The sequence below is a fragment of the Schaedlerella sp. genome, assembly GCF_056796775.1.
In genome coordinates, this window is the sequence record NZ_JBQIKP010000009.1 from 90,951 (window position 1) to 112,150 (window position 21,200).

The 21,200-nt window shown below is 47.7% G+C and carries 15 protein-coding genes; 10 read left to right on the forward strand and 5 right to left on the reverse strand.

The features are described 5' to 3' along the window. The first annotated feature begins 54 nt into the window (after positions 1-54). The 6 genes from ACTOY7_RS06750 to ACTOY7_RS06775 all read left to right on the forward strand — a co-directional run bounded on the left by ACTOY7_RS06750 (position 55) and on the right by ACTOY7_RS06775 (position 9,409). Positions 55-771: a DUF6063 family protein gene (locus tag ACTOY7_RS06750; protein WP_160281651.1), complete on the forward strand. Its 717-nt coding sequence runs from the start codon at positions 55-57 to the stop codon at positions 769-771. A 70-nt stretch (positions 772-841) separates the two neighbouring features. Next, entirely contained in the window at positions 842-5,296 is a 4,455-nt protein-coding gene (locus ACTOY7_RS06755) for a hypothetical protein (protein ID WP_482670318.1), read from the forward strand. 123 nt (positions 5,297-5,419) lie between these two features. Further along, positions 5,420-6,343, forward strand: a complete 924-nt coding sequence (locus ACTOY7_RS06760) for a metallophosphoesterase family protein (RefSeq protein ID WP_482670319.1) — start codon at positions 5,420-5,422, stop codon at positions 6,341-6,343. Between the two features lie 139 nt (positions 6,344-6,482). Next, on the forward strand, positions 6,483-6,869 hold the full coding sequence (locus ACTOY7_RS06765) for a hypothetical protein (protein WP_482670320.1): 387 nt from the start codon (positions 6,483-6,485) through the stop codon (positions 6,867-6,869). A 15-nt stretch (positions 6,870-6,884) separates the two neighbouring features. After that, positions 6,885-7,895, forward strand: a complete 1,011-nt coding sequence (locus ACTOY7_RS06770; RefSeq protein ID WP_482670321.1) for a type II TA system antitoxin MqsA family protein — start codon at positions 6,885-6,887, stop codon at positions 7,893-7,895. A 281-nt stretch (positions 7,896-8,176) separates the two neighbouring features. After that, on the forward strand, positions 8,177-9,409 hold the full coding sequence (locus tag ACTOY7_RS06775; protein ID WP_482670322.1) for a [Fe-Fe] hydrogenase large subunit C-terminal domain-containing protein: 1,233 nt from the start codon (positions 8,177-8,179) through the stop codon (positions 9,407-9,409). Positions 9,410-9,466: 57 nt separating this feature from the next. Here ACTOY7_RS06775 and ACTOY7_RS06780 read toward each other — a convergent pair whose 3' ends face one another. Genes ACTOY7_RS06780 through ACTOY7_RS06790 form a run of 3 tightly spaced genes read right to left on the reverse strand, consistent with a single transcriptional unit; the run spans position 9,467 to position 12,646 of the window. Beyond that, positions 9,467-10,654 carry a BREX system ATP-binding domain-containing protein gene (locus ACTOY7_RS06780; RefSeq protein WP_482670323.1) on the reverse strand — a complete coding sequence of 396 codons (1,188 nt, stop codon included), beginning with the start codon at positions 10,652-10,654 and terminating at the stop codon, positions 9,467-9,469. Further along, positions 10,647-11,858, reverse strand: a complete 1,212-nt coding sequence (locus ACTOY7_RS06785; RefSeq protein ID WP_482670324.1) for a BREX system ATP-binding domain-containing protein — start codon at positions 11,856-11,858, stop codon at positions 10,647-10,649. Before ACTOY7_RS06785 ends, ACTOY7_RS06780 begins: the two co-directional genes overlap by 8 nt. An 11-nt stretch (positions 11,859-11,869) precedes the next feature. Continuing rightward, entirely contained in the window at positions 11,870-12,646 is a 777-nt protein-coding gene (locus tag ACTOY7_RS06790) for a hypothetical protein (protein WP_160284530.1), read from the reverse strand. Between the two features lie 621 nt (positions 12,647-13,267). On the opposite strand from ACTOY7_RS06790, the gene ACTOY7_RS06795 reads away from it, so the two are divergent. Next, entirely contained in the window at positions 13,268-14,845 is a 1,578-nt protein-coding gene (locus ACTOY7_RS06795) for a DEAD/DEAH box helicase (protein ID WP_482670325.1), read from the forward strand. Between the two features lie 17 nt (positions 14,846-14,862). On the opposite strand, the gene ACTOY7_RS06800 is transcribed toward ACTOY7_RS06795, so the two are convergent. After that, positions 14,863-15,126 (reverse strand): Txe/YoeB family addiction module toxin, encoded by a 264-nt coding sequence (locus ACTOY7_RS06800; RefSeq protein ID WP_160284540.1) that lies wholly within the window; start codon positions 15,124-15,126, stop codon positions 14,863-14,865. Beyond that, entirely contained in the window at positions 15,107-15,376 is a 270-nt protein-coding gene (locus tag ACTOY7_RS06805; protein WP_482670326.1) for a type II toxin-antitoxin system RelB/DinJ family antitoxin, read from the reverse strand. The genes ACTOY7_RS06800 and ACTOY7_RS06805 overlap by 20 nt, the downstream gene beginning before the upstream one ends. A 1,320-nt stretch (positions 15,377-16,696) precedes the next feature. Between ACTOY7_RS06805 and ACTOY7_RS06810 the strand changes: the two genes are divergently transcribed. The 3 genes from ACTOY7_RS06810 to ACTOY7_RS06820 all read left to right on the forward strand — a co-directional run. Next, positions 16,697-18,619 (forward strand): sugar transferase, encoded by a 1,923-nt coding sequence (locus ACTOY7_RS06810; protein WP_482672429.1) that lies wholly within the window; start codon positions 16,697-16,699, stop codon positions 18,617-18,619. 5 nt (positions 18,620-18,624) lie between these two features. Then, positions 18,625-19,875 carry a glycosyltransferase family 4 protein gene (locus ACTOY7_RS06815; RefSeq protein ID WP_482672430.1) on the forward strand — a complete coding sequence of 417 codons (1,251 nt, stop codon included), beginning with the start codon at positions 18,625-18,627 and terminating at the stop codon, positions 19,873-19,875. After that, positions 19,872-21,200: heparinase II/III domain-containing protein (locus ACTOY7_RS06820; protein WP_482672662.1), on the forward strand; the 1,329-nt coding region annotated here is incomplete at its 3' end. The genes ACTOY7_RS06815 and ACTOY7_RS06820, both read left to right, overlap by 4 nt.

Here is a 21,200-nt window from a genome sequence, read left to right on the forward strand (position 1 = left end):
TGATGTCATTTGTGCAGAAGGATGACTGGGAGAAGAAAGAGAGAGGTGATTTTCATGGCATATGAATTTGGAGATATCAGGATCAGCCAGGAGATTTTTTATTATCTTCTGGAACACCACGAGCTGCGGGAGGATGAGGAAGGCCTGCTGTTCAAGGCATACGCGGAGCAGGAGGAGATCCAGAACCTGGTCAAGTCCCAGGGGGAGGCGGCTCAGAGTACGGTCGAACGCTACGGTAATGTGATCTACCTGATCCCGAAGGAGGAAAATCATTTCCTCGGCTTTTCCAAGGCGCAGCTGAAAAACGTGCTCTGCAAATCCAATTCCACGGATAAGGATTATTATTTATCCCAGTTCGTGATCCTGACCCTTCTTGTGGAATTTTTCGACGGACAGGGGAGCAGCAGTAAGGCGCGGGAATATATGCGTGTGGGTGAGCTACAGAACTGCATTTCCCGGAGGTTAAAGGAAGGCGCGGAAAATGTGCCGGAGGATCAGGAGGAGCAGGCGGGGATCGCGTTTTCCAATATGCTGGAGGCTTATGAAGCACTGAAATCTGATGAGAAGGGTTCACGCGCCAGGACCACGAAGGAGGGCTTCCTCCATCATATCCTGACATTTCTGCAGAAGCAGGGCCTGATCGAATATGTGGAGCAGGACGAAATGATCAAAACAACAAAGAAGCTGGACAACTTTATGGACTGGAACCTGCTGAACCAGAACAACTATAAGCGGGTGCTGCGGGTTCTTGGGGCGCATAAGGAAGCTTGATTAAAAGTTGTCCCCAGTCCAGGCAATCCGTCAGGTTCAATAGGAATACGAAAAAGTTGAGGTAAACACAATGAGCAAAATAAATGCAGCCCGTCTGATCAATATCAATTACAACAACAACGCCATCCGGATCAGTGACGAGATCTTCCATTTCAACGGCGAAAGCACGCTGATCTCCCTGCGCAACGGCGGGGGAAAATCCGTCCTGGTCCAGATGCTGACCGCCCCCTTTGTCCACAAACGCTACCGGGACGCCAAGGACCGCCCCTTTGAGAGCTATTTCACCACCAGCAAGCCCTCCTTCATCCTGGTGGAGTGGGCTCTGGATCAGAACGCAGGCTTCGTGCTGACCGGGATGATGGCGCGTCGAAGCCAGGACAGCGACAGCGGGGAAGAGCTGGAGATGGTCAATTTTGTCTGTGAATACCGGGCCTCCTGCCTGCAGGACATCCACCATCTCCCGGTGGTGGAAAAGGGAAAAAAGGAAATGACCCTGAAAAATTTTTCGGCCTGCCGGCAGATGTTCGAAGGATACAAACGGGACCGCTCCCTGCAGTTTTTCTATTACGATATGAACAACGGGGCGCAGTCCAGACAGTATTTTGATAAATTACAGGAATACCAGATCCACTATAAGGAGTGGGAAAGCATCATCAAAAAGGTGAATCTGAAGGAGTCCGGACTTTCCGAGCTGTTTTCCGACTGCCGGGACGAGAAGGGACTGGTGGAAAAATGGTTTCTGGACGCGGTGGAGAGCAAGCTGAATAAAGAGCGGAACCGGATGAAGGAATTTCAGAGCATTCTGGAAAAATACGTGGGCCAGTATAAGGACAACCGTTCCAAGATCCAGCGCCGGGATACGATCCGCCTGTTTAAGCAGGAAGCGCGGAAGATCCAGGAGAAGCTGTCCGTTTACCGGGAAGGGGAGCGGAAGGAGAAGGAACAGGAAAATCTGGTGGCTCATTTTATCGCGGAGCTGGAACGCCTGCAGGCCGTGACAAAGGAAGAGTACGAGGATATCCTGTCGCGGATGGAACAGGTACTTGCGCAGATCGCCCATATTGAATATGAAAAGCTGTCCGGAGAGATCTATCGGCTGGAAGAGCAGATGCGCTTTCACCTGAGCAACCGGGACATGGTCTCCATGGAAAAGGAAGCGCTGGAGCGGGAAGCGGAGGAGATCACCCATCGGCTCCATCTGCTGGCCTGCGCGAAGCAGCAGCGGCTTGCAGATGAGGAAAAAGCGGAGTGGGACAAGGCTCTGCAGCGGCTTCGCGTGGCGCGGGAGAAAAATGTGAACCTGGAGCCGGAGCGGAACCGCCTGGGCTATGTGCTGCGCTGTCACTATGAGAAGGAACTGGAGGAGAACGGGAAAAGGCAGCAGGAAAACAGCCGGGGCATTGCAGAGACAGAAGAAAACATTTTCCAGGAAAAGCAGATCCAGTCCGATCTGGAAGGGCGGCTTCGGGAGAGGGTATCGGCAGAAGGCGCGCTGAAAAGCCAGGTGCAGTCCTATGACCGGCAGGAGGAGCAGTTCAACACCCGGTATCAGGAGCATTTTGTGCGCAATATCCTGGGAGAATATGAACCGGGAACGATGGAAATCTTTCAGGAAGCCCAGGAAAACCGGATGGAGGAACTGGGGCGGGAACGCCTGAAAACGAAAAAGGCTTTGGAGATGTCAAAGGAAGCCCAGCGGAGCCGGGAGCGGAAGCTGACGGACATGCGGGAGGAGCAGATCCGCAGGAGGGCCAAGCAGGAGCAGCAGAGCCGGACACGAAGCCTGTATGAGGAAGAACTGGAAGCAAGGAGGGTGATCCTGAAATATCTGGACCTGGACGAGAAGGAGCTGTTTGACAGGGAAAAGATCCTTCACGCATCCGGGCGGAAATTGGCAGAGATCGCGAACCTTCGCCGGAATCTGGAAAAGGAAGAGGACAGTCTGCAAAAGGAGTACCAGCGGCTGACAAAGGGCCAGGTATTGGAGCTGCCCCAGGAGCTGGAGGCAGAGCTTGCGGGGCTTGGAATCCATGTCGTATACGGGATGGAATGGCTGAAAAAGAACGGATATCCGGAAAAAGAAAATCAGGAGCTGGTCCGCAGCCATCCCTTTTTGCCCTATGGATTGATCTTGTCGAAGCAGGAGCTGGAAAAGCTGTCCCGTCATACGGGAAATATCTGTACCTCGTTTCCGATTCCCATCATTCTGCGGGAGCATCTGGAAAAGCGGGCCGGGGAGGATCCGGGAAATGTCCGCAGGTTCGGGGATGTCAGTTTCTATGTCCTGTTCAATGAAAATCTTCTGGATGAAGAAAAACTTCGGGATCTGGTTGCGGAAAAGGAGCAGCAGATCAGGCGGAAGCAGGAGGCGGTCCGGATCCGCCAGGAAGAATACCAGCAGTATTTTGAGCGTCAGGAGCAGGTGAAAAACCAGTCGGTGAGCCGGGAAAGCTATGAGGAAAATGAGAAGCGGCTTGCAGAGCTGGCGGATCAGATTCGGGGCACGGACGAGGAGATCCGGGCGGCTTCCCAGGAACTGACGGAACGGAAAGAGCAGATGGAACGCCAGGAGCAGGAGATCCGCAGGATGGACCAGGAGCTGGAACGGCAGCGGCGGAAAACGGAAGACTTCCAGGAGCTTCGGGGAGCGTATGAGGAATATGCGCGCTTCCGGCAGGAGCTGGAGCTGTGCAGGAAGGAAATGAGCAGGCTCACGGATCGGCAGAAGCTGTCCAGGGAAAAACTGGAAAAGCTGCGGGACCGGCAGAAGTCGTTGGAGGCGGAGAGGGACGCGCTGCTCCGGGAGGAAGAGGGACAGCAGGAGGCGGTGCGGAAGTACAGGAGGTATGAGGAATATACGGAGCCTGCGGAGAAGGAAGCCGGGGAGGACTGGCGCGGGCGGTGGGAAGCAGTTCAGATCCAGCCGGATCTGCGGAGGATCGTGGCGGATATGGAAGCCAGATACGCGGCGGTCACTGCTACAGTTTCGCTGGAGATACAGGAACTGGAGCGTCAGGAGCAGCTGAGCGGCAGACGCTGCAAGGACGCGGATCAGGAATTGAGACATTTACAGAAGAAATACGGTCTGACAGAAAATGCTTGGCAGGATACGCGTTACAGCCGAAAAGAGGAATCCCGTCAGGAGATCCTTCTGGAAGACCGCCGTATGAAGATCCAAACCAAGCAGTCTCTTTGGAACGAGGAAGATAAGCGGATCGCCGTTATCACCCAGCAGAAGGCGGACCTTCTGAAACGGATGCGGACAGAGTGCGGCCGGGAGGAACCTCTGCCCAAAGCGGAGATCCAGAACCAGGATTTTGAGTCCCGGAAGAACCAGCTGAAATATCAGGAAAGGGAATTGAAAAATACTGCGGACAAGCTGCAGAAGCGCCTCCACAGCCTGGACGAAAACCTGACCGCGCTGGCAGAATACAGTGAATTTGAGAAAAAAGAACCGATCGTCTGGGAGCGGGATTTTATGGCAATGAATGCGAAGGAACTGCGGAATTTTAAAGGCATCCTCATCCGGGACTACAATCAATACGTGAAATCCAGGCAGGACGCGAAGGAGCAGCTGGTCCGCGTGCTGAACCAGATCGTGCGGGATGAGCATTTTCAGGAGGATTATTATAAGAAGCCGCTGGAGGCCATGCTGGAGCTGTCCGACGATGCGGGTCAGGTGCGGCGCCAGATGGAAACCACCATCCAGTCCTATGACAGCCTGATGGAAAAGCTGGAAGTGGATATTTCCGTGGTGGAAAAGGAGAAGCAGAAGATTGCGGAATTGCTGGAGGATTATCTCCGGGAGGTTCACCGCAACCTTGGCCGGATCGACCAGAATGCCACCATCACGGTCCGGGAGCGTGCCATCAAGATGCTGAAGATCCAGCTTCCGGTATGGGAGGAAAATGAAAATCTGTACCACATCCGGCTGCAGGATCTGATCGATGAGCTGACGCAGAAGGGGATCGGCATTTTTGAGCGAAACGAAAATGCCCAGGAATATTTCGGCACCCGCATGACCACAAGAAATCTGTACGATACGGTGGTGGGCATCGGTAATGTGCAGATCCGCCTCTACAAGATCGAGGCCCAGCGGGAATATCCCATCACCTGGGCCGAGGTGGCAAAAAACTCCGGCGGGGAAGGATTTTTATCCGCATTCGTGATTCTGTCCAGTCTGCTGTACTATATGCGCAAGGACGAGACGGACATTTTTGCGGACCGCAACGAAGGAAAGGTGCTGCTCATGGACAACCCATTTGCCCAGACCAATGCGTCCCATCTGCTGAAGCCCCTCATGGATGTGGCGAAAAAGACCAATACCCAGCTCATCTGTCTGACCGGGCTTGGCGGGGACAGCATCTACAATCGGTTTGACAATATCTACGTGCTCAATCTGATCGCGGCCAGTCTGCGCGGCGGCATGCAGTACCTCCGGGCCAACCATCTGCGGGGAAATGAACCGGAGACCATGGTGGTGTCGCAGATTGAGGTGATGGAGCAGCAGGAATTGGTGTTCTGAATTGTGATACTCACGGCCGATGAAATCCGCCGTGAGTATTGCGTCAGCCGCACAGCAGGGAAAAGCAGTTTGTGAGCAGACCGAGAAATGTGGGGAGAAGAAAGCGGCAGGAGGTAAAACAGGATGGATGGACATCGCATCGGAGTGATTTCAGACACACACGGCATATTACGGCCGGAGACGGCGGAGATTTTAAAAACCTGCGAGACTATACTGCATGCAGGAGATGTTGGAAAGCCGGAAGTTCTCAGACAACTCAGGGGTATCAGAGACACATATGCGGTCCGCGGAAATGTGGACTCGGGCCGGATCAGGGAATTTTATGCCCGTGAAACAGAGAGACGGAAATGCGCGGAGGATGTGAAGATCCGCACAAAAGAATTTGAAGCTCAGGCAGGTGGATTTGAAGTTCGGGCAGATAAATTTGAAGCCGGACAGGTGGAACTGCCGGAAGAGCTGGAAATAGAACTCTTCGGATTCCGTATTTATATGATCCATGACAAAAAACTGATCCGGAAGGATTTGCCGGGAGTGGATCTTATCATCTGCGGTCATTCCCATAAATATGAGGTGGGGCGTCTGGGAAATACAGCCTGCCTGAATCCGGGAAGCTGCGGGCCGAGGAGATTTTGCCTGCCGGTCACGATGATGCTTCTCACTCTGTATCCGGCTGAGCATCGGATGGAAACGGAGAGGATTGACTGCCTGGACATACCTGCAATGGGAAAGGGAACATCTCATGGGGAAAATCCGGTATGGATATCAGAAGAGGGTAAGGCTGCAGGCGTTCATGAAGAGCCTGCGGTCAGAACAGGGCAAAGAGGAGCAGCAAAGGCGCCTGGAAAGATAAAGATTCCAGAACAGGATATGTACAGGATGGTCCGGCAGATCATGAAGGAGGTTGACGCCGGAAGAAGGATTGCGGAGATCGCCGCCCGGAATCACATTGATGAGAGATTTGCGGAACAGGTGTGCAGGATGTATCTGACACATCCGGGGGTGGATGTGGACGGGATTCTGGACCGGATGGAAAGGAAAAACTTATAAATGGAAAGTATCGCATGAAAACAATAAAAGTGGTTGCGACGAAATAGTATTGATAGGGTATTGACAAAACCCTATCATTGGGTTATGATAATGATAGAAAAAGCTAAAAATCCAATCATATCCTAAAGAGGAGAATATATTGAACATTACATGGGAGGACATCGAAGCATATCTTTCGGAGGTGAAGGGTGCAGTAAAAAAGGGCAGATACAGAATCGCGAGGAATTCGAAGCGGCAGGACAATATCGATTTATTTCTGGATTACGTGATAGACGAAGCAGGGGCCAGGGAGATTCTATTGAGCCTGGAGCCGATGGATTTTTCGCGCATATTGCAGAACGAACATAAAGGATTTGAGCAGGAACGATTATACGTTTTCGGCAAGGAGGTATTGCTTTTGGAGAGGAATGGAACAGAGGAAACGATTGTCCCATTATACATTAAGATGAACAATCTGGAAACAGGTTTTGTCATTGTGATCTCTTTTCACAGACAGAGGCATCCGCTTACATATTGCTTTCAATAGATGGAGGTGGCTATCATGGCAGAGAAAAGAAGAATGGATTTTTGTGTGGAGTGCAGAAAAGACACAGAATACGTATTGCAGAAGAAGACCATTACAAAAACAATCCGGGATAAAGCTTACCAGTTTGTGATCACTATAGCAGTATGTCCGGAGTGCGGCGAAGAGATGGGGATTCCCGGACTTATGGATCAGAATGTCCGGGAGGTAGACGAACAGTACAGGGCTGCCGAGGGGCTTGTGACGGTGGATGACATTGAGAAGCTGATGAAGATCTACAAGATTGGGAAGGCTCCGCTGTCATTAGCCCTTGGATTCGGTGAGGTGACGGTATCCAGATACCTGTCCGGCCAGGTGCCGTCTAAGGAATATTCCGATATCATGCGTGCCGCGCTCACGTCCCCGGCTTTTATGAAAAAGCTGCTGAATGAAAACCGGGAAAAGATCGCGGATACCGCATACCATAAGGCAATGGACGCGGCAGCCGGCCTGGAGGAGCTGTTTTCTGTGTCGGATAATATGCTCCGGGTGATCGCATACATTTTCGAAAAGCTGGATGAGGTGACGCCTCTGATGCTGCAGAAGCTGATTTACTTTATCCAGGGGGTCCATTCGGCATTATACGGCAGGCCGATTTTTGAAGAGGACTGCCGGGCATGGGTTCATGGGCCCGTATATCCGAAGGTTTACGACCTGTTCCGGGATTTTAAGTACAATCCGATTGATGATCCGCGTTTCGCTGTCTTTGAAGGAAGCGCGGAACACCTGACGGCTGACGAGAGAAGGGCTGCCGATCTGGTCATTAACACCTTTGGGATCTACGGGGGCAGGACTATGGAGCGGATCACGCATCAGGAAGCTCCCTGGCAGAATGCCCGCAGCGGATATGACGATCAGATCCCTTCCAATAAAACGCTTACGAAGGACAGCATCAGAGAATATTATGTGGCTGTGGACAAAACGTATGGGATTGGTTCCGAGGAAGGAATCAGGAAATATATAGCGGATATGCTCGGGAATGCGATATAAGGAGTTATTTTCCTATAACTCCTAACCCGGATAAACCGGAAAAGCACAATACAAAAATTCTACCTGTACGGTTGCTAATCCGAAGTCGCATTTTCATTGCAATAAATTGCATAAAAATGTGACTTCGGATTGCAACCGTACAGGTGGAAAAATTTTGCCATTTTGCGCAAGAAATTGTTGTTAAGTGCCTAAAAAGTATGTATTTCAGTCAATAAAATTCTTCAAATGGGTCCATAATAGGATATAAGCGACATTTTATTTTTTGGAAGAAAGAGGAACCTATGAAGACATTTGATGAATTATACCAGGATATTCTTGAGCGAAAAATCAATTTGGACGAGCCATTGCCCTCGGATTACGATCCATACCATCTGAACTGCCTGCTCCATCCGGAACAGTACGCTCCGGTCCTGCATATTGATGAATGCCAGGAGTGCGCTTACGAGCGGGCCTGTCAGAACAGCTGTATCTTTGACGCAATCCGACCGGACGAAGACGGGAAGCTGACGATCAACCCGGAGCTTTGCGCCGGCTGTGAGGCCTGCATTGAGGCCTGCAGAGACGGCCGGCTGACGGCAAGCCGGGACGTACTTCCGGCAATGAAGGCAGTGCGGGAGGCAAAAGGTCCGGCCTACATGATGGTAGCTCCGGCCTTTTTCGGCCAGTTCAGTGAGCATGTGACTCCCGGGCAGCTCCGCACGGCTTTTAAAGCGCTGGGCTTTACCGGGATGGTGGAGGTGGCCCTGTTTGCGGATATCCTGACCCTGAAAGAAGCGCTGGAATTTGACCGGCATGTACAGCATACCGGGGACTATCAGCTGACAAGCTGCTGCTGTCCGATCTGGATCTCCATGATCCGTAAGATCTACCATGAGCTGATGCCCCATGTGCCCGGCGCGGTCTCCCCCATGGTTGCCTGCGGACGCATGATCAAACGAATCCATCCGGATGCGGTAACGGTCTTTGCCGGCCCCTGCCTGGCAAAAAAGAAGGAGGCACGGGAGCCGGACATTGCGGATGCGGTGGATTATGTGCTGACATTTCAGGAATTGCAGGACATTTTCAGGGCAGCGGATATCCATCCGGAGGAGCTTGCGGATCTTGAAAAAGAGCACGCCTCCAAGGCAGGCCGGCTGTACGCAAGAACCGGAGGAGTGAGCCATGCGGTCACTGAGATGGTATATCAGTTGCACCCGGACCGGGAGATCCAGGTCCGCACCGAGCAGGCAGACGGAACCAAGGCCTGCATGAAAATGATCCGCAGGATCAAAGAAGGGAAGACGGATGCGAATTTTTTCGAGGGAATGGGCTGCGTGGGCGGCTGTGTGGGCGGTCCGAAAGCAATTCTGGGTGTGGAAGAAGGAACCGGTTATGTAGACGCCTATGCAGGAAAAGCCCCTTACAATACACCGCTGGAAAATCCTTATGTCCGGAAGGTGTTGGAAGAACTGGGACTGGGAACGGTGGAAGAACTGCTGACAGAGGATGAACTTCTGGTACGGGATTTTTCCTGAGAAGGACATAGATGATCCGCCCGTCAAAAGTTCTCATTTGACGGGCGGATCATACTATTAATCATCCAGCAATGGAACATCCTCCGTAAACGTCTCTTCCCCCAACTCATTCACCGTGGTATTCCCGGCTTTTCCGTATTGGTAGAGCTGGTCTAAAAATTCAATTGCCGCGCGAATCTTCGTCCGGAGCAGATATCCCCCGGACTGGGTGGACTCCGCCAGGGAGGAGAGGGACAGGTTCGGTGTCCACTCATAGGCCTTACCGTGGAAATCCTGTATTTTATACAATACATTGTTGATCTCATCTTTGGTCAGCGGTACAAGCTGCGGCGCTTTTACCAGCAGGTCCAGAACTGTTCTGGCAGGCTCCGGCTCATCCGGATAAACGTCCTCCAGATTTTCATATTCGTGCTTGGACTCAATGACATCTTCTGTGTAGGAAGCACTCAGTGCGAAGATGCTGAATGTATTTTCCGGACATTTTTCCGGAAGCAGGAAGCGGGCCATATTGCGGTAAGCGTTCAGCCTTGCTTTTTTGCCGAGACGTCCCATTAGCTCAGTCTCATCGATCAGGATGACCCACCCATGATACCCCATCTGGGTAAAGAGATGGCTCATAAATTTGAAATAGTCACTGCAGTGCCGGGTTTTTGTAAAATTGACTTTATATTTTACGGTTTCATTAAATATTCGGCGGTAGATTTTTTTTAAAGCGGCATTTGCGACAAAATCGCCTTCCAGATCGGCCTGCAGGAGGAACTTTTCGTCAGAATCCTCTGTGTTCAGATAGGAACGGAACAGATAATACAGTTTGTCCGTTTCCAACTGCTGCAGCGCATAGAAAAGCATCTCGCTGGCCACCGGACTGTTTGCGGAGATTTTTTCCAGCTCCTGCATAAATCCCGGTTGCTGGCGCTTGGGCAGATAGGTGTTCTGGATGATCTTCTGATAGACCAGATACAGCTTGTCCATGGGAGTTTCCTTGCTCAGAGTGAGATAGGAAACCACCATATTGTTGGAATGGGCCAGGTTAAATACAGTATTCAGAAGATGGGTCTTTCCTTCGCCGTATTTTCCACTGATGATCATTCCGCTGGACTTTCCGCCGTCGCAGACCGAATCCAGGCGGTCGGAGATCTCCCGCATGATCCGGGGCCTTGCTTCGGAAAAATACTGCCCCACGGCACGGGATGGGACGCCGGAACGCAGTGCTTCTATGATGTGCCTTGCTTCAATATCATACATCAATCCCTACCTCCTGCATTATATTTTGGATTAGCCGGGGAATGCCGATAGCTCCGGTCCGGGCCTGGGCCGCGATTTCCACGGCTGTTTCATGGTCCAATGGGGATGCCTGCACATTTTTCTGCAGCTCCGCCAGGCTTTTGGAAATAGAAATAATGACATCAGGTGTGTATTCCTGCGCTGCCAGCCGGTCCAGATCCACCATATCTGAAAACCGGTTGAAGCGTTCCCCGACGATCTCATTCTGGATCCGCATCCATAAAGCCTGATAGGATTTCAGTCCGGCATTTTCATTGTCGATGAGTTCCCGGTCAAAACCGTATACGAACATGATATGCTTCATGCTGTCGATGTCATCGATCAGCTGCCGGATACTCTCATAGGTATCCTCACGCTTCATCTTGGTATAATGCACCGGTTCCAGGCTGGAACGGCTGATCAGGATCTCCAGGTCATCGATGGCAATGAACAATCCGGAATATCCGCCCAGATGGATCACTTCCGTCAAAGAACGGAGCATGTGTCTTGCGTTATATTTTGTAATGCGGCTGGGATAAAAGTCCAATGCCCGAAGCTGGGAAAGCTTGATCGTCCGGTCGCCCTCCAGCCATGCCAGAAGGAGATTCTTGTTCTGCTCCTCCAGGACAGGATAGCCCAGGATACTTCCTGTGAGCATGCTGCACGCTAGGGCAAAATTATTGTCAAGCATGGGATTTTCCAGAAAGATGTGCTTTAACTGGGTGCGGATCTCACGCCGGGTCAATGCGTCAAACTGGTTATTTTCAGACAGATAATCAATAAAACGCATTCCTTCCGGGATCTCCTCCTGATCAAAGCCCATCTCGCGGATCAGATGCCGGCTGATGCCCTCCAGGCATTCCATGATGCCGCACTGGAGAAAGATCTCCTTATAGAGCTCCCTGAAATCATGCATCCAGATATTCTTTGCGGAAAAACGGACTGTCTTGTAATGCTCGTCCTGGGCAATGGAAGTCATCAGACGCAGAAAATGAGACTTGCCGCTTCCGCTGCGCCCGGTGATGAACTTGATCTTGCTGCCGCCGTTTTTGATGTATTCCTGAAGATACTTTTCCTTCCAAAAATCCGTCAGAAAATCAATCCCGCAGGTGAGCCGGCAGGCAGAATCCAATGCGGAAGACGCAGCGTCATCATTGTAATTTTTATCGTTGAAATCCGGGTTCATACTCTCACCTCTTATTCTTCTTCGTCAAAGAAACAGATGGTAGCCAGGAACTGCTCATTTCCGTTTTGATCCAGAATACGGATGGATTTATTCTGATCCCGGGTCGGACCGAATTGGAATTTCCTTCCGTTTTTGGTTTCCTCTATTCCGGAAGTATAGAGCCTGGCCAGGTCGAACGCAAAGCTCTTCTGGCTGTAATCCTTCCGGAAACGGCTCATGGGTGCCAGGAACTTGTACAGACTGGTAAGATAAATGTCTGTCCCGGGCCGGCGCTTCTGTTTTAAAAGCGCCAGGTCATAGGCGTCAGACAATTCATTTGCAAAGGTCAGTGCATTGAAGGAGGCCTTGTTGAGCTTCTCCTGGCTGCTTTGGATCACATCTACCAGACTCTGGGGGCGCATGCACTGCAGCTTCTTGCGGTCAAGGTAGACATCCTGGCTCTCCGTGTCCAGCTTTACGCGATAGGGGAACATCTCATAGACAGGAAATTCACCCCGGACATCGACCCCCTTTTCCTCACAGGAGGCAAGCATCTGCTCCGCAAAATCTCCATTTTCAAAATAAGCCTGTGTATCAAAATCATCTACCACACCGACCAGCTCCTTCAAAGAGGAGGCAATGTCTGCCACTGCCGTTTCCATGGCGTTTAAGTCACGGGCAAGGCTCTTGACATCCCCGCTCTCAGTCTCCCGGGAGACTGCTTTGAAAAGCTTTTGGAGAGAAGAAAGACTGTCCTTCACCGATTTTTCATAGGGCTGCAGGTCCTGGTAAAAATCTTCGTAATTCATGTTTTCATCCTTTTCTTTTGGTATATTTACAGCCATGAAAACTATGGTATGGTACGATTCGCCTGTAAAAGGCCGTTCCTTTCGGGTTATAAAAACGGACCTTTGTAACGATGATGCCATGTTGCTGAAATCAATGGCTGTATGCATGATCATTCCACGAAAACCACGTAGAATCGGCTTTCGATGAACTATGAAAAGTATATATGAAATGGTGTCGGTTTGCAATGTTTTGTTCAATAATTTATGGGAAATTTTGTGAAAAATGGGTATAATTTACAGTCTGAAAGGCCGAGAACTGTAATGAAAAAAGCGCAGTTTTCAAAATTGGAAAGATTTGTTGTCGGCATATGTTATCCATGCTATAATGAATTGCGCTGATGCGCAAGCAGGTCATCAATTTCCTGGCGGAAATTGGTGACAAATTATAATGAATTGCGCTGATGCGCAAGCAGGTCATCAATTTCCTGGCGGAAATTGGTGACAAATTATAATGAATTGCGCCGATGCGCAAGCAGGTCATCAATTTCCTGTGGAAATTGGTGACAAATCTCCCTGGCTTCAAAAGAGAAGGGAGACGGCTTTATTACTAAATGAGTGTGAAGAGGCAGCGGGAGAATTGACATGGGACAGAAGCTTTATCAATGGCAGGAAGAGTGCCTGGAGCGATGGTTTTCAAATAGGGGCAGGGGCCTGGTACAGGCGGTTACCGGTTCCGGAAAGACCCTGCTGGCCCTGACGGCGGCCGCGCGTCTGGAGCGGATGTTGGGGCAGGAACTCCATGTGAAGATCGTCGTTCCTACAGGGGGATTGATGCGGCAGTGGGACCGCGCGCTGAGAGAATATCTGATTTCGTCTCATGGGAAAAAACAACCTCCGGCTGCTCTGCGCGGACTGATCGGCCTACGGGGCGGCGGCCATCAGGCATCTCCGGACTGCAGATATATGATCTATGTGATCAATTCCGCACGCTATGAGTTGGCCAGACAGATTCTGGCGGAACTCAGAAATGGGGAAGCCGTATTGCTGATCGCTGATGAATGCCACCACTACGTAAGCGGGCAGAACCAGCTGATCTTTGAATTTTTGCCATATATCAAACCGGAAGAAACACAATTCTATTCACTGGGGCTTTCCGCTACGCTTCCGTCCGGGCAGGCACAGCATTTCCTGGCATCCGTTTTGGGTCGGAAAATTTACAGCTACGAGATGTCCCGGGCATCCGCCCTGCGCACGGTATGCAAATATGACATTTACCATATCGGACTGTCATTTGAAAGTGATGAACGATGCGAATATGATGAACTCACCGATGCCTTGCTGACGCTGTACTATAAGCTGAAAAGGGATCAGCCGTTTTTGGACAAGCTGAGTCAGGGTGAGTTTTACGAATTGCTGCGCGCGATGGCCGCCGGAAAAAATAAGGAGATTGCGGAAGCGGCATCCAAATATATGTATCTTTCTTATAGAAGGAAAAGCCTGGTCTGTCAGGCATCGGCAAGGATCGCCTGTGCATGTGAGCTGATAAAAAATCTTGCGGACCATGAAAAAATACTGATCTTCGGAGAGCGTATCAGCCAAGCGGAGGAATTGTACCGGCTGTTACAGGAGACCTGTCCGGGAAGGGCGGGACGGTACCATTCCAAGATGGGGGATCAGGCCAATAAAAATATTCTGGAGCGTTTCCGGGTCAATGAAATTCGGATCCTGATCGCCTGCAAGTCCATGGACGAGGGTGTGGATATTCCGGACGCGACTGTGGGGATCATTCTCTCCGGCACCTCTGCGCAGCGCCAGAGAGTCCAGCGTCTGGGGCGGATCATCCGCAAAAAAGAAGGGAAAAACAGGGCATCCTTATATTATCTGCATATCACAGGAACCTCCGAGGAAGTCTGCTTTCTGCCGGAGGCAGGAGAGAACCGGCTTTTCGAGCTGGAATATGTTCCGGAGCTGCAGATGTTTACCCATCCGCGCTATGACAAGAGGGCTGCCAGGGTATTGGAGAACATGCAGAGGGATGGGAAGAGTGAGGAGCAGATGCGAGAGGCCAGAAGATGTCTTCGATTGGGGATCGTGCGGTCAGACTGGCTGCGGGCGCCGGAGGAGCTTGAAGAGTATATAAAAAAAGCGAGGTATGCAAGCGAAAAAAATTATTGGATCTGCATGAAGAAAATGGCGGATAAAAAATCCTCCGGAGAGTGAAGGCTCCGGGGGATTGATCATTTATCACCATAATGAGAACGGCACTGCAGAATCTCAATCCGGTTATCTGCTATGCGATAGACCAGGCGATTGACATCATCAATGCGTCGGCTCCAATAACCTTTCATATCACTTTTTAATGGTTCGGGTTTCCCAATACCCGTATAGCCGTTCCTGTCGATATCTTTTAGTAATTGGTTAATACGCTTTAACGTTTTTTTATCCTGACTTTGCCAGTAAAGATAATCCTCCCAGGCAAAATCATCCCATGATTTCGTCATCATCCACCTCAATCAGTTCATGAACTTTGCCGCCTGTTTGCTCCATACGTTCCTTAGCCTTCAATAAGCGAGCCTGATTTTCCGCTGAGTAAAATGGATCGACACGAAGCTCAAAAGGGATTCCATTGTATCGCACAACCTGCTTTAGAAACATCGTTGTCGCCGCAGAAAGACTGATTCCTAATTCAGAAAAAATAGTTTCCGCCTGTTTTTTTAGTGTATCGTCAACACGAATATTTAAATTTGCCATATGGATAACTCCTTCTTCATAATGATAATTAATATTACAATATTTATTCGTAATATGTCAACACAATGCACGAAAAAAAGTTGGATTTGAGAAGCGCATAGAAATTATCAAGGACAGGAGGATGGACTTTCGTAAGTATGTTACTCTACGACAACGGATAGAAATCTTAAGAAATTCCACAGGAAAATGCGGGGTAGAATAACTTGATTTTATATTTGACGGTTGAAAATGACTGCTATAAAATTTGTGTTACAAATCAAAAGGGAGGGATTGCTGTCCATCATTTTATTGCAATGCCTTGAAAATAGCGGGCACATCTCTACTGAACGCAATACAGCCTTTGACTGCGTTTTTGATGGCTGTAAAATTTGCTGATGAAAAAATGAAATGAATAAAAATTGTGGAATAATCAGGGGAAATAGCGATTTTCAGGGAAAAATGGATAGATACGGCAAAGCAGGCACCGCTTGGAAAATAGAAAAAAATATTTACAATCAGGAACAAATGTGCTATGGTATAAAAGTAATTCAGGAAAAAACGGTGTATTTTCGTTGCCGTAGAGTAACATACTTTACGAAAATTCTCCACCGCATAAGCCGTAAATTTCCATAAAAACAGCCGGAGTACTCGGTGGAAATATTGATTAGAGGAAAAAATACTCCTATATGGCGGCATGTATCTGGAAAACTACAGTGAAGTAGATTATGTGCCGATGGCTATAAAAAATCTTTTTGCAATAGCTGTATTATGATTCCAGGGAATCCCTGGGGTAGATATAGATTCGGTCTTGAGGCGGGCCAATATCCGTAACGGATGAAAGCCTCCGTAAAACAGGTTCAGGGCAGAGGTACTTTGGTTCTTTGCAAAAGCCTGGAAGCGGGGGACCTTCGAGAGAAGAGCCTTGGTATAGAATGATAAATGAGAATCATTCGTATTGCCCTCATTATAGGATAAATGAATGGGGAGCAGATTTGTGTTTGCTATAACAGAAGGTAAAAATCCAGGAGATTTCAAATCGTCGCTTCGTCGCGTTTGGGAAATTGTGGATGTTATATTTTGTGATGAGATAAAAAGAATTCGCTGGAATGATAGTGGAGTGCGTTGTTGACAGTTTGTTTTACGGCTGACTTCATTAAGAAATTAAGCGAAATGGCGAAGCATGCCCATTTTTAAAATAAAAACAGCTGTAAGTGCAGTTTTTGTCTGAGATTCAATGGGAGTTTTGTCAATGATGATATTGAAAATATTGAAATAACCTAAAGCTGTGGATTGCATGTTACGCAAAAATCCACAGTTTTTTAGTGGAGAAAATTGTTTAGCATGTCTAGAAAGAATTACATTAGAAAATTAAACATTGTAGCAGGAATCTTCGGTGGATTATTCATTATAATGAAGGCCGTGGCAGAAAAAAGAAAAGAAGGCAAAGATATTAATGATGAGAATCCGTATCTTACTGAATCATATTTTCGAACAGAAGGAAATCAAGTAGAAGTTGATAATTACATAACTGGAACAAGAATCTCGAATACATCATTATCACTTTACGAGAGGATTTTAAAACCAACAATTGATAGATTACTTTCTTTTTTGGGGCTTGTGCTTTTAGCGCCAGTGTTTGCAATGATCTCCGCAGCGATATTTTTAGATGATCCGGGGCCGATTTTTTTTACGCAAAAACGTGTGGGGAAGGATAAGGAATTCTTTTTCCTGCATAAATTCCGCAGTATGAAGATGAGCACGCCTCATGACGTACCAACGCATCAGTTAAGCGACCCAGAACAGTACATTACACGAGTTGGTTGCGTGCTTCGAAAAACCAGCCTGGATGAACTCCCGCAGATCTGGGATATTTTCCGGGGCCGGATGAGCATTATCGGTCCAAGACCGGCACTGTGGAATCAGGATGATCTGATCAGAGAGCGCGACCGATATTTTGCGAACAGTGTCACTCCGGGGCTCACCGGATGGGCGCAGATCAATGGCCGGGACGAACTGGAAATACCGGATAAGGCAAAGTTGGATGGAGAATATGTGAAACATTTACGACAGGGCGGGATGAAGGCCCTGTTTTTTGATTTGAAATGTTTTCTTGGAACGGTACTGTCAGTTGCGGGCGGAGACGGCGTTGTGGAAGGCGGGACTGGGGAGATACATAAGATAAAAGCTGCCAATCAAAATAATGGCAGAATAAAAAAGAGAAAGACTGATAGCCAAGCGGAATATGGAGCAGAAGAGATCTGCATCGATGATGCAGGATTTGAAGATTATGCATATAAAAAGAAATTTGAGATAAATACAAGTGCTGAGAATCGTAAACGTGTTTTGATTACCGGGGCAAACAGCTATATTGGTGAATCCTTTGAGGTATATGCCCGGGAAAATTATGGCAAGAACTTCACCATAGATACTGTGGATATGATTGACGGTACATGGAGGGAAAAGGACTTTAGAGAATATGACTGCGTATTTCATGTGGCAGGAATTGCTCATGCGGATGTGGGCAATGTAGATGAAGAAACAAAGGCCAGATATTATGCAGTAAATACAGATCTGGCAGTTGAGACCGCAAGGAAGGCAAAGGCGGAAGGCGTCAGACAGTTTGTGTTCATGTCCTCTATGATCATCTATGGAGAAGCCGCGCCGTTAGGAAAACGGAAGGTGATAGATGAGCATACACTTCCTGCTCCTGCGAATTTTTATGGGGATAGTAAATGGCAGGCGGATAAACTGGTGCGCAGATTAAAGAATGAAAATTTTCACGTGGCAGTGCTTAGGCCTCCTATGATATACGGAAAAGGAAGTAAGGGAAACTATCCGCTTTTGTCCAAAATTGCGAAGAATGTACCTGCTTTTCCGGCAGTGAATAATTTGCGCTCGATACTTCATATTGATAATCTGTGTGAGTTTTTATGTCTGCTTATGCTTTCCGGTGAAGACGGTATTTATTTTCCGCAGAATAACGAATATGCAGAAACAGCGTCAATGGTAGAAGGAATTGCAGACATGGCCTGGCATCCGATCAAGGTCACACGACTTTTGAATCCGGCTGTAACTGCGGCGTCCCATATGGCTGGGAAGATATCAGGAATGGTAAATAAGGCGTTCGGAAACAGCATATACAGTCAGACCTTGTCTGTGTATAGCGGTCTGGATTATCAAGTAAATGATTTTCAAAAATCAATAGAATTAACAGAAGCAGATATAGAGAGTACTGCAGACAGAGAAATTAAAAAAGGAGCGTAACAGGATTGCAGACAATTTGGATTATCGACCATTATTCATCCGAACCACAATATGGCGGTATTTCGCGTCAATATGATTTTGCCAGGGAGCTTGGCAGGCGTGGCTACAATGTGGTTGTGATCGCTTCAGGATTTTGCCATTTCACTCACACATATATTTCAGAAAAAGCAGTCAAAGTCAGCACAATAGCCGACCGTGTTCATTATATCTATTTAAAAACAACTTCCTATGAGTCTAATGGCGGTTTCGGGCGTGCAAAAAATATGATTGATTTTTTGAATAAGGTGGTTAAATATGAAGCAATTATCGCAAGAAGATATGGGAAACCGGATGTAGTCACTGGATGCTCTGTTCACCCTTTGGCGTGGGTAGCGGCTTACAGGATTGCCAGGAAGTATCAAATACGTTTTGTTGCGGAAGTCCGTGATTTCTGGCCCAGGATCTGGGTAGTCAGCGGAGATAAAAAGGCTGCGGATCCGATGGTGTTGTTTTTCGGTGTAATTCAACGTTGGGCATTCCTTCGTGCAGACCGTATCATTTATTCTATGTATCATGGAGATAAATATATCTGTGGAGAACTGGGGATTCCCAGAAGTAAGGTTTATTTAATCGGACAGCCAATGGACTGTGAACGATTTGATGAAAACAGCAAGAAAACGGATTTGCTTCCAAACGAAATCCGGGAGTTTATGAAAGACTCATTTGTCTGTTCTTTTGCAGGTTACTATATGACCTATGAAGGGGTATATGTAATGCTGGAGGCATTAAAACAGTTAGAAGCGAAAGAACTGCCTGTTAAAATGATTTTTGTGGGTTCCGGACACGAAAAGGAAGGGATGGAGCGATATATCAAAGATAATAAAATCTGTAATGCATTGGTATATGATAGAATTCCCAAAGAAGCGGTTCCGGCATTAATCAGCCACAGCGATATCTGCATGGCCCATTTAGAGGTCAAGGGACATAAAGAAGTATACAAATATGGTGTATCCAAAAATAAAGTTAATGAATATTTATATTCTGGCTCCTGTGTTCTATATGGTTTTCTGTATAAGGATGATGAGGTTGCAGAGAGCGGAGGCGGTATGGTATTCGAGCCATATGATGCGGAAGAACTGGCGGCTAAAATAGAAAAAGTATATAGGATGTCGTTGGAAGAGCGGAGAAAATTCGGTATCAATGGACGAAATTATATCCGTAAAAATAGAAGTGTAAAAGTATTGGCCGACAAATTGCTTGAGGTACTTTTTGGATGAGTGGAACAGACAAGATCTCTCTCTATTGGAATACAGTAAAATTTCTAAAACCTGTACAGATAAAACATCAAATTAAAAATCGGGTATTTAGATCTAGAAAAGAGAAGCTATTGGACAGTATAAAAAAGCTTCATGTACCAGATATTCAAAAATTTAACATTGTGATTCCAGAACTTGACTTTGATAAAGAATATTTACATCGCTTCAATAGGGAAGGCTTATTAAAAGATGAGATTACGCTTCTTCATGAAACACATAAATTAGAAGATTGTTGGAATATCCCGGATGCGCTGCATCTATGGAATTATAATCTGCATTATCTGGAGTTTTTGCTTCCGTTAGCTGTAAAATATGAGCAAACTTTGGATGAACAATATTTCTGTAAATTTGAAAATTTGCTGAATAAATGGATGAAGCAATCTTCCGAGGACAGTTTTGAACCATACACGATTTCCATGCGAATTCCGAATCTTCTGATCTGTATGGAACTACTGAAAAACAGAATAGCTGAAACAAGCATAGGAGCGCAGTTACAAACCAGTATCTATCAGCAATATCAATATCTGTTAAGAACACAGGAGTTGGGGCTTCTTGCAAACCACTATTTTGAAAATTTAAAAACGATTGTCATATCCAGCCTGTTGTTTAGAGAACAAGAAACCTATCATAAATATTTTAATCTGCTGTTAAAACAAATAGAGGAACAAATTCTTGAAGACGGGATGCATTTTGAACGAAGCTTTATGTATCATAAGATTATCCTGGAGGACATTCTTCGTATACATGAAGTACTTATATCTACGGAACATAAGGGAGATGCAGAAAAGCTCATTCCGACGATTCAAAAAATGACGTTGGTTATTGAAAACATCGAAAAAGGGTTTCACCGCACGCCTCTTTTTAATGATGCTGGAAATAATGTAAGCAAAAGCAAGGAGGCACTGGTAAAAGCGGCAGGACGTATTTGCGGATACGGGATCTTTGGACGAGTCGGTCAGGTATATGTAAAGCGGGAAGGACTTCGGAAAAGTGCTCAGCAAAAAAAATTAGCAGAGACAGCATTTTCAGAATCTGGCTATTACAAACTGTATACGGAGAAAGCTGCACTCCTTTTCGATTGCGGAAAAATCGGACCGTCCTATATGGGAGGACATGCCCATTGCGACTGTCTGAGTTTCGAGCTTGCACTGAATGGTGATGTAATTTTTGTAAATTCAGGTACCGGGCAGTATCAGGGGGAGCTAAGAAATTTTTTCCGCAGTACATCTGCACATAATACAATCATGATTGACGACAGGGAACAGTCAGAACTTTGGGGGGAACAC

Coding starts and splice junctions, on each gene's coding strand:
- ACTOY7_RS06800 (WP_160284540.1), bottom strand. CDS start 15,126: ATGACGAAATCATGGGATGATTTTGCCTGGGAGGATTATCTTTACTGG.
- ACTOY7_RS06805 (WP_482670326.1), bottom strand. CDS start 15,376: ATGGCAAATTTAAATATTCGTGTTGACGATACACTAAAAAAACAGGCG.
- ACTOY7_RS06750 (WP_160281651.1), top strand. CDS start 55: ATGGCATATGAATTTGGAGATATCAGGATCAGCCAGGAGATTTTTTAT.
- ACTOY7_RS06760 (WP_482670319.1), top strand. CDS start 5,420: ATGGATGGACATCGCATCGGAGTGATTTCAGACACACACGGCATATTA.
- ACTOY7_RS06770 (WP_482670321.1), top strand. CDS start 6,885: ATGGCAGAGAAAAGAAGAATGGATTTTTGTGTGGAGTGCAGAAAAGAC.
- ACTOY7_RS06755 (WP_482670318.1), top strand. CDS start 842: ATGAGCAAAATAAATGCAGCCCGTCTGATCAATATCAATTACAACAAC.
- ACTOY7_RS06790 (WP_160284530.1), bottom strand. CDS start 12,646: ATGAATTACGAAGATTTTTACCAGGACCTGCAGCCCTATGAAAAATCG.
- ACTOY7_RS06780 (WP_482670323.1), bottom strand. CDS start 10,654: ATGTATGATATTGAAGCAAGGCACATCATAGAAGCACTGCGTTCCGGC.
- ACTOY7_RS06795 (WP_482670325.1), top strand. CDS start 13,268: ATGGGACAGAAGCTTTATCAATGGCAGGAAGAGTGCCTGGAGCGATGG.
- ACTOY7_RS06810 (WP_482672429.1), top strand. CDS start 16,697: ATGTCTAGAAAGAATTACATTAGAAAATTAAACATTGTAGCAGGAATC.
- ACTOY7_RS06785 (WP_482670324.1), bottom strand. CDS start 11,858: ATGAACCCGGATTTCAACGATAAAAATTACAATGATGACGCTGCGTCT.
- ACTOY7_RS06775 (WP_482670322.1), top strand. CDS start 8,177: ATGAAGACATTTGATGAATTATACCAGGATATTCTTGAGCGAAAAATC.